At 44.6% G+C, this 14,694-nt stretch carries 6 protein-coding genes, 1 tRNA gene, 3 rRNA genes and 1 riboswitch; of the genes, 2 read left to right on the top strand and 8 right to left on the bottom strand.

Annotated features, from left to right (window positions below; translation table 11 throughout):
- Window positions 1–238: 238 nt before the first annotated feature.
- From rrf to F557_RS0102410, 4 genes are all read right to left on the bottom strand, one after another.
- A 5S ribosomal RNA gene (gene rrf, locus F557_RS0102425) occupies window positions 239–353 on the bottom strand.
- A gap of 81 nt (window positions 354–434) precedes the next feature.
- A 23S ribosomal RNA gene (locus tag F557_RS0102420) occupies window positions 435–3,286 on the bottom strand.
- A gap of 259 nt (window positions 3,287–3,545) precedes the next feature.
- Window positions 3,546–3,621, bottom strand: a tRNA-Glu gene (locus F557_RS0102415).
- Window positions 3,622–3,704: 83 nt separating this feature from the next.
- Window positions 3,705–5,243, bottom strand: a 16S ribosomal RNA gene (locus F557_RS0102410).
- Together the 16S, 23S and 5S rRNA genes with 1 tRNA gene alongside form the textbook arrangement of a ribosomal RNA operon.
- 504 nt (window positions 5,244–5,747) lie before the next feature.
- Between F557_RS0102410 and F557_RS0102405 the strand changes: the two genes are divergently transcribed.
- Window positions 5,748–6,320: a hypothetical protein gene (locus tag F557_RS0102405; RefSeq protein WP_019000662.1), complete on the top strand. Its 573-nt coding sequence runs from the start codon at window positions 5,748–5,750 to the stop codon at window positions 6,318–6,320.
- A 65-nt stretch (window positions 6,321–6,385) separates the two neighbouring features.
- Here F557_RS0102405 and murI read toward each other — a convergent pair whose 3' ends face one another.
- From murI to rpmE, 4 genes are all read right to left on the bottom strand, one after another.
- Complete coding sequence (gene murI, locus F557_RS0102400) at window positions 6,386–7,201, bottom strand: glutamate racemase (protein ID WP_019000661.1); 816 nt, start codon at window positions 7,199–7,201, stop codon at window positions 6,386–6,388.
- 838 nt (window positions 7,202–8,039) lie between these two features.
- The gene (locus F557_RS0102395) at window positions 8,040–9,890 is read right to left on the bottom strand and encodes a TonB-dependent receptor domain-containing protein (protein WP_019000660.1); all 1,851 of its coding nucleotides are present in this window, start codon (window positions 9,888–9,890) and stop codon (window positions 8,040–8,042) included.
- Between the two features lie 28 nt (window positions 9,891–9,918).
- A riboswitch (cobalamin riboswitch) is annotated at window positions 9,919–10,097 on the bottom strand.
- A gap of 190 nt (window positions 10,098–10,287) precedes the next feature.
- Window positions 10,288–11,538, bottom strand: coding sequence for a malic enzyme-like NAD(P)-binding protein (locus F557_RS0102390; protein WP_019000659.1), 1,251 nt, complete (start codon window positions 11,536–11,538; stop codon window positions 10,288–10,290).
- A 288-nt stretch (window positions 11,539–11,826) separates the two neighbouring features.
- Window positions 11,827–12,042: a 50S ribosomal protein L31 gene (gene rpmE / locus F557_RS0102385; RefSeq protein WP_019000658.1), complete on the bottom strand. Its 216-nt coding sequence runs from the start codon at window positions 12,040–12,042 to the stop codon at window positions 11,827–11,829.
- A 136-nt stretch (window positions 12,043–12,178) separates the two neighbouring features.
- Here rpmE and F557_RS18495 point away from each other — a divergent pair, with 136 nt between their 5' ends.
- Complete coding sequence (locus tag F557_RS18495; protein ID WP_019000657.1) at window positions 12,179–14,500, top strand: primosomal protein N'; 2,322 nt, start codon at window positions 12,179–12,181, stop codon at window positions 14,498–14,500.
- The last annotated feature ends 194 nt before the right edge of the window (window positions 14,501–14,694 follow it).

Below are 14,694 nucleotides of genomic sequence, written 5' to 3'. Positions count from 1 at the left end.
AGTGATATTAGCAATTAAAACTTAAATTACTAAACCTATAATGAAGTCAGCAACGGTATCATAGCTTATCAATAATAAAACAGATCCTCAAAACATCATAGATCATTAAAATTCTAACAGTTCTATGTAAGTACTAAATATATTCAGGCCTATAAACTGTACCGCATCTAGTAAAGAACTAAAGGGTAATAACGAAAAAAGGGAGCTCCGCAAAGGAACTCCCTCTTTCAAATAAAATGCCTGACAATGACCTACTCTCACATAGCGAATGCTACACTACCATCGGCACTGTTCCGTTTCACTTCTGTGTTCGGAATGGATACAGGTGGTTCCAGAACGTTATCTTCATCAGGCAATCCGGTTTAAAAATTTAATCTCGCCTCAAATCACTTCTTCCGTTCAAACCCGCAAGCGCCAAACTTTCCGGGCGTTGTATGGTTAAGCCTCTCGGATCATTAGTATGAGTCCGCTCCACGCCTCGCAACGCTTCCACTCCTCACCTATCAACGTCATCGTCTCTGACGGTCCTTACAGACTCAAGGTCTGGGAAGACTCATCTCAGGGCTCGCTTCCCGCTTAGATGCTTTCAGCGGTTATCGATCCCGAACTTAGCTACCGGACTATGCAATTGGCATTACAATCCTCTCACCAGCGGTTCGTTCACTCCGGTCCTCTCGTACTAGGAGCAATCCCCTTCAATCTTCCTGCGCCCACGGCAGATAGGGACCAAACTGTCTCACGACGTTTTGAACCCAGCTCGCGTACCACTTTAAATGGCGAACAGCCATACCCTTGGGACCTGCTGCAGCCCCAGGATGTGATGAGCCGACATCGAGGTGCCAAACACCGCCGTCGATATGAACTCTTGGGCGGTATCAGCCTGTTATCCCCAGAGTACCTTTTATCCGTTGAGCGATGGCCCTTCCATTCAGAACCACCGGATCACTATGACCTGCTTTCGCATCTGCTCGACTCGTCTGTCTCGCAGTTAAGCTGGCTTCTGCCATTGCACTATCCTCACGATGTCCGACCGTGATTAGCCAACCTTCGTGCTCCTCCGTTACCCTTTGGGAGGAGACCGCCCCAGTCAAACTACCCACCAGACACTGTCCTCCTTCCGAAGTTAGAACACCAAGCACATCAGAATGGTATTTCAACGTCGACTCCGCCCATACTGGCGTACAGGTTTCTCTGTCTCCCATCTATCCTACACAAATGTACTCAATGTTCAGTGTCAAGCTATAGTAAAGGTTCACGGGGTCTTTCCGTCTAGCCGCGGGTACACTGCATCTTCACAGCAATTTCGATTTCACTGAGTCTCGGGTGGAGACAGCGTGGCCATGGTTACACCATTCGTGCAGGTCGGAACTTGCCCGACAAGGAATTTCGCTACCTTAGGACCGTTATAGTTACGGCCGCCGTTTACTGGGGCTTCAATCAGATGCTTCTCTTGCGATGACATCATCATTTAACCTTCCAGCACCGGGCAGGTGTCACACACTATACTTCCACTTCCGTGTTCGCAGTGTGCTGTGTTTTTGTTAAACAGTCCCAGCCACCTCTTCGCTGCGACTGACTCTTGCTCCGGACGCGCAGTCCTTCACTTTCGTCAGCATACCTTCTCCCTAAGTTACGGTACTATTTTGCCTAGTTCCTTCACCCGAGTTCTCTCAAGCGCCTTGGTATTCTCTACTCGACCACCTGTGTCGGTTTCGGGTACGGCTCGCATTAGCCTGTAGCTTAGAAGCTTTTCCTGGAAGCCTGGCATCAATGCCTTCTCGCACCGTAGTGCAATCCTCTCAGATCTCATCCTTCAGCTCGCCTTTTTTCGTACGCGCCGGAACTACATCCTTTCACCTGCATCCAACAGCAGGCGCACCTAGCCTTCTCCGTCCCTCCTTCGCAGCTAATGCCAGTATCGGAATATTAACCGATTTTCCATCTGCCTCGCTTTTCAGCTTATCATTAGGTACCGACTCACCCTGCCCCGATTAACGTTGGACAGGAACCCTTGGTCTCCCGGCGTGCGGGTTTTTCACCCGCATTATCGTTACTCACGTCAGCATTCGCACTTCTGATAGCTCCAGCACTCCTTCCGGTATGCCTTCTTCACCTTACAGAACGCTCCCCTACCAATCCGCATTTCTGCGATTCCGCAGCTTCGGTGCAATGTTTAGCCCCGTTACATCTTCCGCGCGGGCCGACTCGACTAGTGAGCTATTACGCTTTCTTTTAATGATGGCTGCTTCTAAGCCAACATCCTAGCTGTCTATGCCTTCCCACTTCGTTTCCCACTTAACATTGACTTCGGGACCTTAGCTGGCGGTCTGGATTGTTTTCCTCTCGACGACGAACGTTAGCACCCGCCGTCTGTCTCCCAATTTCTTCCTTGCCGGTATTCGGAGTTTGCATCAAATCGGAAACCCATTGGCTGGGCCCCTTTCTGAAACAGTGCTCTACCCCCGGCAATTATCCATTGAGGCGCTACCTAAATAGCTTTCGGGGAGAACCAGATATCACCTGATTTGATTGGCCTTTCACCCCTAACCGCAGGTCATCCCCTAGTTTTGCAACACTAGTGGGTCGGGACCTCCAGTAAGTGTTACCTTACCTTCATCCTGCCCACGGTTAGATCATCAGGTTTCGGGTCTGCTCCCAGCGACTCAGCGCACAGTTAATACTCGGTTTCCCTTCGGCTCCCCTATTCGGTTAACCTCGCCACTGAAAGCAACTCGCTGACCCATTATACAAAAGGTACGCAGTCACCCTTTCGGGCTCCCACTGCTTGTACGTGCACGGTTTCAGATTCTTTTCACTCCCCTCACAGGGGTTCTTTTCGCCTTTCCCTCACGGTACTTGTTCACTATCGGTCAATAAGTAGTATTTAGCCTTGGAGGATGGTCCCCCCATCTTCTGACAGGATACCACGTGTCCCGCCATACTCGTTTTTCACCCTGCACCCGCTTCCGCCTACGGGACTGTCACCCTCTTTCGTATGCCTTCCCAGACATTTCGGCTTGCACATGCAGAGATTTTGGGCTCTTCCCCGTTCGTTCGCCACTACTTGGAGAATCTCGGTTGATTTCTTTTCCTCGGGGTACTGAGATGTTTCACTTCTCCCGGTTCGCTTTCCTTTCGGAATGACACTTCTGTGTCGGGTTGCCCCATTCGGACATCCGCGGCTTTTACGCTTCTTACCAGCTTACCGCGGCTTTTCGCAGGTTAGTACGTCCTTCATCGCCTCTTATTGCCAAGGCATCCACCATGCACGCTTCTTCACTTAACCATACAACCCCGGAAAGTCTGTCAGGGGTTCCCCTTCCTTTCTTCCCTTCGCCGTATTCTTAAACAAAGATCCTGAACTTCTTTCAGCTCAGTTTCGTAACATTTGTTTACGCCAAAAAGTTCCAAGACACTTGCTTGTTTGAACTCTTTTTGATTTTCAGCTTGATTAAATTTTTAAAGAACTTGCAGTCGTGAAAAACCGCAGTAATTTCAGCTCCCTTGAACCGCAATTACTCTGGTTTCTCTCTCCGAGACCGGTGTGGCGTCCCCAATGAGGTTCGAACTCATGTTACCGCCGTGAAAGGGCGATGTCCTAGGCCACTAGACGATGGGGACATACTTCATTCCACTGTCTCTTTCATTCAGCTTAAACAATCTGTGTGAACATTCAGCAACAATTTATCAGACGCTTTTCCTGTTAAGGAGGTGATCCAACCACAGGTTCCCCTATGGTTACCTTGTTACGACTTCACCCCAGTCATAAACCACACCGTGGTAATCGCGCCCCTTGCGGTTACGCTAACTACTTCTGGTGCAATTCACTCCCATGGTGTGACGGGCGGTGTGTACAAGGCCCGGGAACGTATTCACCGCGACATTCTGATTCGCGATTACTAGCGATTCCGACTTCATGGAGTCGAATTGCAGACTCCAATCCGGACTACGATTTGCTTTCTGAGATCTGCCCCGTCTCGCGACTTCGCTTCCCTCTGTACAAACCATTGTAGCACGTGTGTAGCCCTGAACGTAAGGGCCATGATGACTTGACGTCATCCCTGCCTTCCTCCGGTTTATCACCGGCAGTCTTCTTTGAGTTCCCGCCTTTACGCGCTGGCAACAAAGAACAAGGGTTGCGCTCGTTGCGGGACTTAACCCAACATCTCACGACACGAGCTGACGACAGCCATGCAGCACCTGTTTACGATTCCCTTGCGGGTACTCCATCCTCTCAGACAGATCATCGTATATGTCAAGTTCAGGTAAGGTTCTTCGCGTTGCATCGAATTAAACCACATGCTCCACCGCTTGTGCGGGCCCCCGTCAATTCATTTGAGTTTTAACCTTGCGGCCGTACTCCCCAGGCGGTCAATTTAAAGCGTTAGCTGCGGAACCCAGCCTCTTCGGACTAGACTCCTAATTGACATCGTTTACAGCGTGGACTACCAGGGTATCTAATCCTGTTTGCTCCCCACGCTTTCGCACCTGAGCGTCAGTTACTATCCAGAAGCTCGCCTTCGCCACCGGTGTTCTTCCAGATATCTACGCATTTCACCGCTACACTTGGAATTCCAGCTCCCCTTATAGTACTCTAGTCTTGCAGTTTCAAATGACCGCCCAACGTTAAGCGCTGGGATTTCACATCTGACTTGCATAACCGCCTGCGTGCGCTTTACGCCCAGTTATTCCGATTAACGCTTGCGCCCTCCGTATTACCGCGGCTGCTGGCACGGAGTTAGCCGGCGCTTCTTCTGCGGGTAACGTCTGCTTTCTGCCCTGTTCGAACTTCAGCTTCCTCCCCGCTGAAAGTGCTTTACAACCCGAAGGCCTTCTTCACACACGCGGCATGGCTGCATCAGGGTTTCCCCCATTGTGCAATATTCCCTACTGCTGCCTCCCGTAGGAGTTTGGGCCGTGTCTCAGTCCCAATGTGGCTGATCATCCTCTCAGACCAGCTAGAGATCGTCGCCTTGGTGAGCCTTTACCTCCCCAACTAGCTAATCCCTCCTGGGCACATTTATAAGCGCATGGTTTCCCATCCTTTTCCCCTCAGGGTTTATGCGGTATTAGCACCCGTTTCCAGGTGTTATCCCCCTCTTATAGGCAGTTTCCCAGGTATTACTCACCCGTCCGCCACTCGTCAGCCAGAAAAGCAAGCTTTCCTGCTGCTACCGTTCGACTTGCATGTATTAAGCCTGCCGCCAGCGTTCAATCTGAGCCATGATCAAACTCTTCAATTCAAAAGTTTGTTTCTTTTGCTCAATAATGAATTCAACTGTTTTGTTGTTCACTCTGCAGTTCCTATTATCGAGACTTCTTTTTTTAGCCTTCCGATAATTCCTGCCGAGTGCCCACACAGATTGTCTAAACTGTTTGTTAAAGAACTTCGCTGAGCTTTACCCTGTCAGCGAGTGCGTATTTTAGAGATTTTTTGAACCTCGTCAACACTTTTTTCAAAATTCATCTCTTTTTTCAAGTTTTTGACCATTTTTTAATCAAATTGCTCAAAAACAAACCACTTTTCATTATGTGATGGTCATCAAATTCAATTATTTTACGATTTTCAGCATTTATTGTTATTTATCAAGCAACATACAGACAAACTTCTACTCGATTACCGTCTGTATCAACACCTGACAATTGTCACTCTATTGAACGACTAGGCTCATTACAGTTTTCATGTTTTTGCTAGAATTACGCACAAAAGTTCCTCATGCGCTGTTTTATACGGGGTAACATACACAATGAAATCCACCAAATATCTAAAATCATGCTTTATCGCGTTAGTTATCTCCCTTTTGTATGTCATCTTTGTTACCAGATTTATTGACAATATCGCAGAAGAAACTGGAGCATTTATCGTTTTAAGCACTTTTTTGATATTCATGTCAGGTGCTATATCACCTTTAACTCTTTTCATGTCTGGAAAATACACAACCTCTCACAAGGAAGCTGCAAGACCAGATATATCCGTGCCAGAAAGTGCAAACCAGACAACACTTTCCGCACATTACTCTGTATTGAAACATGATACCGATTCTGACGTTAATGTACCTAGAGACGTAAAATCAGAAAACAGCAACACCGAAATACCTGCCAAAATTACAGGACAAGGTGATAATAGCTACGACACTTCAAAAAAAACCGGGATTACCGTCAAAATTCGAGGTTCAGAATATTCCAGAACCTCACAGAACACTGATATTGATTCCATAAACCCCGCCGTAGCAACCCCCGACGAACTCGCATTGATACGCCAAAAAAATCGGGTAAAGGTTATCAGGCCAGCCAAAATGGACAATTCTCTTAAAACCTGAAGCGCCTGGAGGAGTTTTTTCTCGTAATATAACTGCGTACTGACAAACGTCGTTTGCCTGAATTCTTAGCCAGCACAAGGCCTGAATTCCAAACACTTCAAAAAACCGAATTTATTAAATACCTGCCTGTTTTGCTCTGAAAGAATGCTTATATCTGTACAGAAAGCAATTTTTCCAGCAAATTCCCTGCTTACGGACTGTCTCTTTTCCGACATTGCGCTCAGCAAGGATCGAACCCTTCTTCCAATGGCCCTGCCAGAATCAACAAGCAGTGCCTCCGGCATAATACAATGAATCTCGTTTTTAATATGAGGAAAGTGTGTACACCCAAGTACTATTACATCTGGCTGGCTGTTAGCAGGAAGAGATGTCCAGGGCATTAGCACTTCTGCAATTTCCTCGACATTGCATGAGAGTCCTGCAAGCATATCCTCGGCAATACGTACCAGCTCAGTAGTACCTATACTAAGTACCTGAACTCCGCCAGCAAAACTCCTTATTAGATCGTGAGTGTAACTTCTGGCAACAGTTCCAGGAGTAGCCAAAAGCCCAATTATTTTTCTCTTTGTAAGTCGCGCCGCCGGTTTAATGGCAGGAACCACCCCCACTACCGGAATATTTACAACGGATCTTACAGACTGAAGTGCTATGGTACTGGCAGTATTGCAGGCTATCACCACCATATCAAAATGATAAATCTCTGTTATTCTGCTTATCAAAGCAGTAACTCTGTTCCTGATAAAATCAGATGCTTTATCGCCATACGGAAAATAAGCATTGTCAAACAAAAAACACGGTTCAATATCCTTATATTCAGCTATCACATCCCGGTAAACAGACAAACCTCCCACCCCTGAATCAAAAAACAGTACATTAAACATCTCTATACCTCAACAAGCATTTCCTTACGACAATCCAGTTAAACAAATCATCAATATGATAATCATTAACTTCTGGTTCTTAAACACAATTCACACCCTGATTATTCACAATATTTCGGATTTATTAACACTTATCGTCAAATAATACACATGTTGTTAACAACTATATCCTCTTAGCCACCCGCTTTACTACCTCACAAATCACACCCCCTGTCCCCACCTAAACAAATATAAACACCCACATATCCACAACAAATCAATGCTTACTGCCATGTTATTAAAACTGTTACTGTATAGTCTGCAATTATCACTTTCAAAAAAAATACATCTGCTTACCAGTACAATGCACAATTATTGAGAATAAAGTGTTTACAAATCTCTCAATATCCTGTGGTATACCTGTGCATTGTAGTAATTATCCCCAATAATGGACTTGAGTGTGCAAGATAAAACAACCTGTCAATTTCACAGTCAAAAATGCCGTTACTCTGTGAGTTGGTCAATTATCCTCAATGATCTGTCCACAATTTCAAAAAAATTAGGTATAAGCTAATAACATCATAATTACTGCACAATTACCGCTTTTGCCAGTTTATGGAACGATAATTAATGATTAGAAAGAGGAACAAACTCGGTGTGAGTATGATATTGTCTAATTATCTGAAGTTCTGCCAAACACTCCACGAGTATTATAAAAGTGATCCCTCCCCTACTCCGTACAACGATATCCCCCAGATATGGATAAAAAGCAAAAACCATCTGCGGTTTTTTCGCAAATGGCTTCAAAAAAACAACCTCTGAAATGATACAGAGTAGATTTCAGGAACCTCTTAAAACATTAAAAGAAATTTTTCAGAGTTATGGTTCCGCTAACAACGGCTCCTTCAGACGGATATCCTCTTTGTGTTTCATACTTCCTGTCGAACAGATTATCAGCTTTCACTCCAAAACGCACTCTGTCATTCCAGGTATATCCTACCCCGATAGAGACCGTTCCATACCCCGGCAAACGTGGGCCATATCCAACATTCCTGTGTGATACAAAACGATAATTGCCGAAATAATCAAAATTACAGGCCTCACCATTTATGAGAGCCTTATAAGTCTGACGAGATCTGTAAGCAATATCCTTTCCTGTCTCACGATCCTCTGGATCCATCAAATCAGCCATAGCCTTTACTGAAAGCCATTTGGCAAACGAATACTCCAATCCGGCTTCCAATCCGCGAATTCTGGCTTTTGATACATTTTCATAACCGTTAACCCAGGCTATCATATCTCTAACATTATTAAGGTATCCGTTCAAATAATAACCGAAATTCTCAGCACCTCCCTTAATATTAAATTCCACACTTGAAGACTTTTCAGGCTTCAAATTAATGTTTCCTGCCGGACCAAATGTTGCCGGATAATAGAGCTCCGAAAGAGTCGGAGCTCTGAAAGCCGTACCACCTCGTACCGAGATCGCCAGTAACGGAATAATTTTCACACCCAAACCAGCATCAAAGGTTGTTTTGGTTCCAAATCTGGAATTATCATCCAAACGTACGGATGCTTCTCCGAGAAACATTTCATCGTTGTATTTTGCAAGCAGGGAATATCCTCTGTTTACTAAAGAAATATCCCTATTTCCAAATTTTGTTCCGTAAGTATTGGAATCACGATCCAACACATTATTGTCATAATCCAGACCAAAACCTGTCAGCAAATCCCCTAAAGGATTCCAGTAGTTTACAAAGTGACCGTTGAAGGCCTGAACCTTGAAAACCGAAGATGAAAGGCCGTAGAGAGCCTGACCTTTGGGGTAGTTATAATCATTACTCTTAGAAAACATCAGTCCCAGATCATAACGGTATAGCTCTCCGGTATAGTTAGATCCAACATTAAAGATATTTCTTTCCACCTGATTGCGGTCTGTTTCATGAACGTTCCCCCAGTCAGAATAATATGAATTATCATAATCTCCACGGTTAAAAATGTAATTATAGCTTCCAGAAATTTCAATTCCCGCACCAGTAGTATGCGCATATAACAATTCAAGATTTTTGTTCTTATAACCATGCCTATCGCCTTCATTAAGTCCGGGAAGAGGATGCACGTTATAACCTTCTGCACTAGATACTCCACCGGCAACTTTAATCACATCGCTATCGGAAAGAGCCACGGCGTTATTAACAGAAAGATCATGAGCCTCATGAGTTCCAAAGGAATAACTCAGTTCCTGATGGTTTTTGTAAGCCGGGCGAGTAATGATATTGATAACACCAGACAGGGCGTTGGCTCCATAAACAGTGGCACGATGTCCTCTGATATATTCAATTCTTTCAATTATATCAGCGGGCAGATAATTTGGATTAACAGCAGCAATGCCCGTTGAATTCAAAGGATTGCCATCAAGCAGAACCAGCACATGTTCGGCCTTTCCCCCACGAACGTAAAAATTTGCGGACTGGCCACGTCCGCCATAACTTATAGCATCAATACCAGGAAGAAGTTCAAGAACCTCCTTAACGGTGTGAAGCTCCATTTTTTCTATCTGCTCTCTGGTTACTACTTCAACAGGTGCCAGAACAGATGACTCGCTTTCCATTATTCTGGAAGCTGTAACTACAACATCCTCTGTCCTTAAGGTCTCAGCAGAAACCATCGCTGGAAAAAGCATCCCAAGCATCATGTATTTAATTTTCATTGATAAGTCCTTATTCATTACGCGTGAAAAGTTAACAGACACCGGGGCAAGTATTCGGACTTCTTTAAAACTCTGAGACTTCCCACCATCAGGCAGTGTCATTATCAGAATCAGCTACAAAGTTACCGCTGCGCGACAGTTCTGGATTTTCACCAGATTCCTTTTTAAGCAAAACACCTCCGGACAACCGCGAATTATAATCACGAGCAAGGATAATTTCAGGAAAATATAGTATCGACCATGTGAAAATCGAGAGCTATTGAGGTAGAGATATCAGAACAGAGGCCTGCTCAGACAAAGAAACTGTCAGTGGTGAATAACAAAAAACAACAACAGACAAATAAAAAAGCCATGGACTCTGTTAACCATGGCTTCGGCTAGTGCAAATCAAAAAATATCAGTCTTCCATATAATGCTCAGGCATCGGAATCCTAGCAACACCAGTCCGTACCGCAGCCTCTGCAACTGCTTTGGCAACGCGCTTAACAAGACGCCGATCCATCGGCTTCGGCATTATGTATTCTGGACCAAATTCCAAGGTGTCAGCCCCAGAAGCCTTAACCACCTCTTCTGGAACCGGTTCCTGAGCAAGAAGCCGAATAGCATTCATAGCCGCCTTCTTCATCTCAAGATTGATTTCTGTGGCCCTGACATCAAGAGCTCCTCTGAAAAGGAACGGAAAACAGATAACATTGTTGATCTGGTTAGGATAATCAGAACGTCCGGTACCAAAAATAATATCCGGACGAGCTCTCCTAACAATTTCAGGAGCCACTTCCGGATTAGGATTCGAACACGCAAAAATAACAGCCTTCGGTGCCATGCTCTTAACCTGTTCCTCGCTCACCAGATTTGAACCAGAAACACCCAGGAAAACATCGGCATCCTTAAGAGCCTCCGTCAAAGTAGTTGGACCAGAATCATTTACAAAACGAGGCTTCTCTCCATTAAGATCTGTACGATCAGAACGAATAATTCCATGGCGGTCTACCATGAAGAAACGTTCCCTCTTCGCCCCACTGGCAAGAAGCAGATCCGAACATGCAACACCTGCAGCACCGGCCCCCAGACACACCACCTTGCAATCCTCAATATTCTTTCCCTGTAGTTTAAGGGCATTGAGAATGCCAGCTGTTGTTACTATGGCAGTACCATGCTGATCATCATGAAACACAGGAATGGAACAAAGTTTTTTAAGACGTCTTTCAATTTCAAAGCATTCAGGAGCCTTTATATCCTCAAGATTGATACCTCCAAAAGTATCAGCTATATTGGCGACAGTATTAACAAAATCATCAATATCCTTGTGTTTAACCTCAATATCTATGGCATCAACATTGGCAAATTTCTTAAATAACAGGGCCTTCCCTTCCATTACTGGCTTCGATGCCAGAGGTCCTAGGTTACCAAGACCAAGAATTGCCGTTCCATTGGAAATAACCGCGACCAGATTGCCCTTGATGGTATACCTATAGGCATTGTCAGGACTGTCCGCTATCTCACGCACCGGCTCAGCCACTCCCGGGCTATATGCCAATGTCAGATCATGAGCGGTCTCCGCGGGTTTGGTAATGCTGATGGAAATCTTCCCCGGTGTCGGGTGTTCGTGATATTCCAAAGCTTCTTCATGTAATTTACTGTCAGCCATAAGAAAAAACTCCAATAAACAGGACTGTGACTGTTATTGTATCTGAAAAGTCCGAAACAGACGAAAACGACCTGAAAAAACAGAATTATCTGCTCCAAAAACGGGCTGGGATCGCATAATCCCCATCAAAAAAATACCCGCCGTGATCAAAGAATAAACAATATTGCGACAAAATTGGGAAAATGAAACAAAAATTGTTCAGTGGGACAACTTTTATAATAATGAAAAAACAAAAATCCCGTAACATGTTTCAGTACGGGATTTTCATGGAACTTAGAGAAATTCAGCTTACTTCTTGGCGCCAAACATGCCAAAACGCTTATTGAAACGCTCAACACGTCCAGCATTGTCAACTATCTTCTGCTTACCGGTAAAGAAAGGATGACATGAAGAGCAAACATCAATGCTGAGATCCTTGCCGAGAGTTGAACGTACCTTGAAGGTGTTACCGCAAGAACATTTAACGGTAATAAAATCATATGCTGGGTGAATATCTTTTTTCATGGAAAAACCTCATTCAGGCTGTGTCGCCATCAGACCACTTTCGCGCCTGACACCACACATAGTTAAAGTAAAAGTCAAAAAACGGGTCGCATGATATATTATTGAGAGAGAATGTGCAATAGGTGTAATAAAAATAATGTATCTGCAAGTTGCCGTAAATATCCACATTTACCACACCCTCAAATATGCGACCCCCGATGAAACAACGGAAGATCACTGTTCCCCAGATGACAACGCCCTTGGACTGATATTTTCGGAATCCACTTCCTACAAAAATCAAAATCCCGACGTTTTAACGGCAGAAAAAGCCCCGGATCGTTACCCGAAAATCATGGTAGGGTGCCGGGTTTTGGTCACTGTGGGATCCCGGGAGCTTATGGGTGTAGTTGTTTCTGAACACACAAAAAATGAACTTTCACGGGACAATGCCACTCAGGGAAATATAAAGAAGATTCTCAGATTCATTGATGAGGTGCCGATATTTGACCATAACGTAATTTCTGTACTGCTCTGGGCAGCGTCATATTACCATTATCCTGTGGGTGAAGTGTTCTTTTCGGCACTTCCACCACTCCTGAAGAGCTGTTACCCTGCAAAACTGCCAGAGATAGAAGGATGGGAGAAAACCGAAACCGCTGCCCCGGAAAAACTGCTTGGGCGTAGCTGTAAAGCCAAAGAAGCCTGGAACTGCCTTCAAAAACAATCTCTGTCAACAGCGGATTTTAAAAACATCGGAATCCCCGGCACAATCCTTAAAGGACTAGAAAAAAAAGGGCTGCTGAAACGAATTAATCTAAGGGAACGTCAAAAACCATGGTATCAGGGAGAAATTTCCGTTAATCACGAATTTACAATGAATGAGGAACAGAATAGCGCTGTCACTGAAATAAGTGCAAAAAGCGGATTCAATGTTTTCCTCATAAACGGTGTAACTGGTTCCGGAAAAACTGAGGTATATCTTAACATAATCGAAAAAATAATCCGCAAGGGACTTCAGGCAATGGTACTGGTTCCGGAGATAAACTTAACACCACAGACTGTAAAACGTTTTTACCGGCGTTTCTCAGTCCCAATCGTATGCATTAACTCAGCGATGCCTGCAAAAGAACGACTTAATTCATTTCTGCTGTTTTCGAGCGGAAATGCCGCCATTCTTATTGGAACCAGAAGTGCCGTTTTCACCCCTATGCGATTTCCGGGAATAATTATTATTGATGAAGAACATGACAGCTCTTTTCGCCAGGAAGACGGCTTCCGTTATCACGCCAGAGATCTCGCAACTGTGAGAGCCCGGATGGAGAATATTCCAATTATTCTCGGATCCGCAACCCCGTCGCTAGAGAGTCTTTACAACGTCAAGATCGGAAAATTCCATGAGATAAAACTTCTCAGAAGAGCTGGAAATGCCCAGCCAGCAAAAATTATTCCCATTAATATGTGCCGGGAAGGACAGTTTCACGGTATTTCAGATTCTATGCTTATTGCAATTCGATCCGAGCTGGAACAGAACAATCAGGTTTTAATAATGCTTAACCGCCGCGGTTATGCCCCTAAAATTATCTGTCACGACTGCGGATATATATTTTTATGCAGTAATTGCGATTCCAGTCTTTGTTATCATCAGGACCGTCATATTCTCCTGTGTCATCACTGTGAAACCAGATATCCCGTCCCTTCGGAATGTCCTCTTTGCAAAAGCAGAAATCTTACAGTCACTGGAAACGGAACAGAACAACTGGAAAGTTGCCTTAAAAATCATTTCCCTAATGAAAGCATTGTCCGCATTGATCGGGACAGCATTACCAAAAAAGGTGTACTGGAACAATATCTTCAGGAGATTAATGATAAAAAGCACCGCATAATCATAGGAACTCAGATGTTGGCCAAAGGGCATGATTTTCCTGAAGTAACACTGGTAGGCATAATCAATGTTGACAGCAGTCTCATCAGTGAAGATTTTCGCTCCCGGGAAAAGCTAGCACAGCTGATCATTCAGGTAAGCGGACGTGCCGGGAGAGCTACCAAAAAAGGGAGAGTACTTCTTCAGACCTACTGGCCTAATCACCCTTTGCTGGAACTTCTCATAAAAGAAGGTTACAACGCTTTCGCAAGTGAGGAGCTGTCCCGCAGAGAAAGGCTAAAACTCCCACCTATAACCAGTCACGCCGTTATCAGAGGCAGTTCGCCAAGTCACAGATCTCTATCCGATCTTATGGATGAGATTTATTTTTATCTGCTGGAGATTTGTACAGAGTATCCCCACACAAAAATTCACCCGCCTATGGCAGCATCCATGGAAAGAAAAGGCAACAGATATTATCTTAATATTGTCATAGAGTCAGATACCCGTGCAGAGCTTCAAAAATTCCTTACATCTTTGATACACCATAAAAACGAAATCAGACGGGCGAATAACTGCCGAACCGTAATTGACGTAGATCCCTCCACCACTTTCTAAAGACAATCTGCGTAGACAGTATATGATGATCACAGAATCAGTATTTACCACACATTACAGGGTTCGCAAACTCTCGTTTTCATAGCTTGTCCAGAATAAAACATACAAATCACCCAGGGTATGGCCGTTTTATCCCTGACATACCCCATGAAAGAAAGTACTAGACCGTTGTAAGTTCATGGTCCGGTACATAA

The organism is Succinimonas amylolytica DSM 2873 (assembly GCF_000378405.1).
Taxonomy (GTDB): domain Bacteria; phylum Pseudomonadota; class Gammaproteobacteria; order Enterobacterales; family Succinivibrionaceae; genus Succinimonas; species Succinimonas amylolytica.
This window is presented reverse-complemented; position numbering and strand designations above follow the sequence as displayed.

What these genes read in the sequence shown, in the direction of transcription:
- F557_RS0102390 (WP_019000659.1), bottom strand. Translation starts at nt 11,538, where the DNA reads ATGGCTGACAGTAAATTACATGAAGAAGCTTTGGAATATCACGAACAC.
- F557_RS0102395 (WP_019000660.1), bottom strand. Translation starts at nt 9,890, where the DNA reads ATGAAAATTAAATACATGATGCTTGGGATGCTTTTTCCAGCGATGGTT.
- murI (WP_019000661.1), bottom strand. Translation starts at nt 7,201, where the DNA reads ATGTTTAATGTACTGTTTTTTGATTCAGGGGTGGGAGGTTTGTCTGTT.
- rpmE (WP_019000658.1), bottom strand. Translation starts at nt 12,042, where the DNA reads ATGAAAAAAGATATTCACCCAGCATATGATTTTATTACCGTTAAATGT.
- F557_RS0102405 (WP_019000662.1), top strand. Translation starts at nt 5,748, where the DNA reads ATGAAATCCACCAAATATCTAAAATCATGCTTTATCGCGTTAGTTATC.
- F557_RS18495 (WP_019000657.1), top strand. Translation starts at nt 12,179, where the DNA reads ATGTATCTGCAAGTTGCCGTAAATATCCACATTTACCACACCCTCAAA.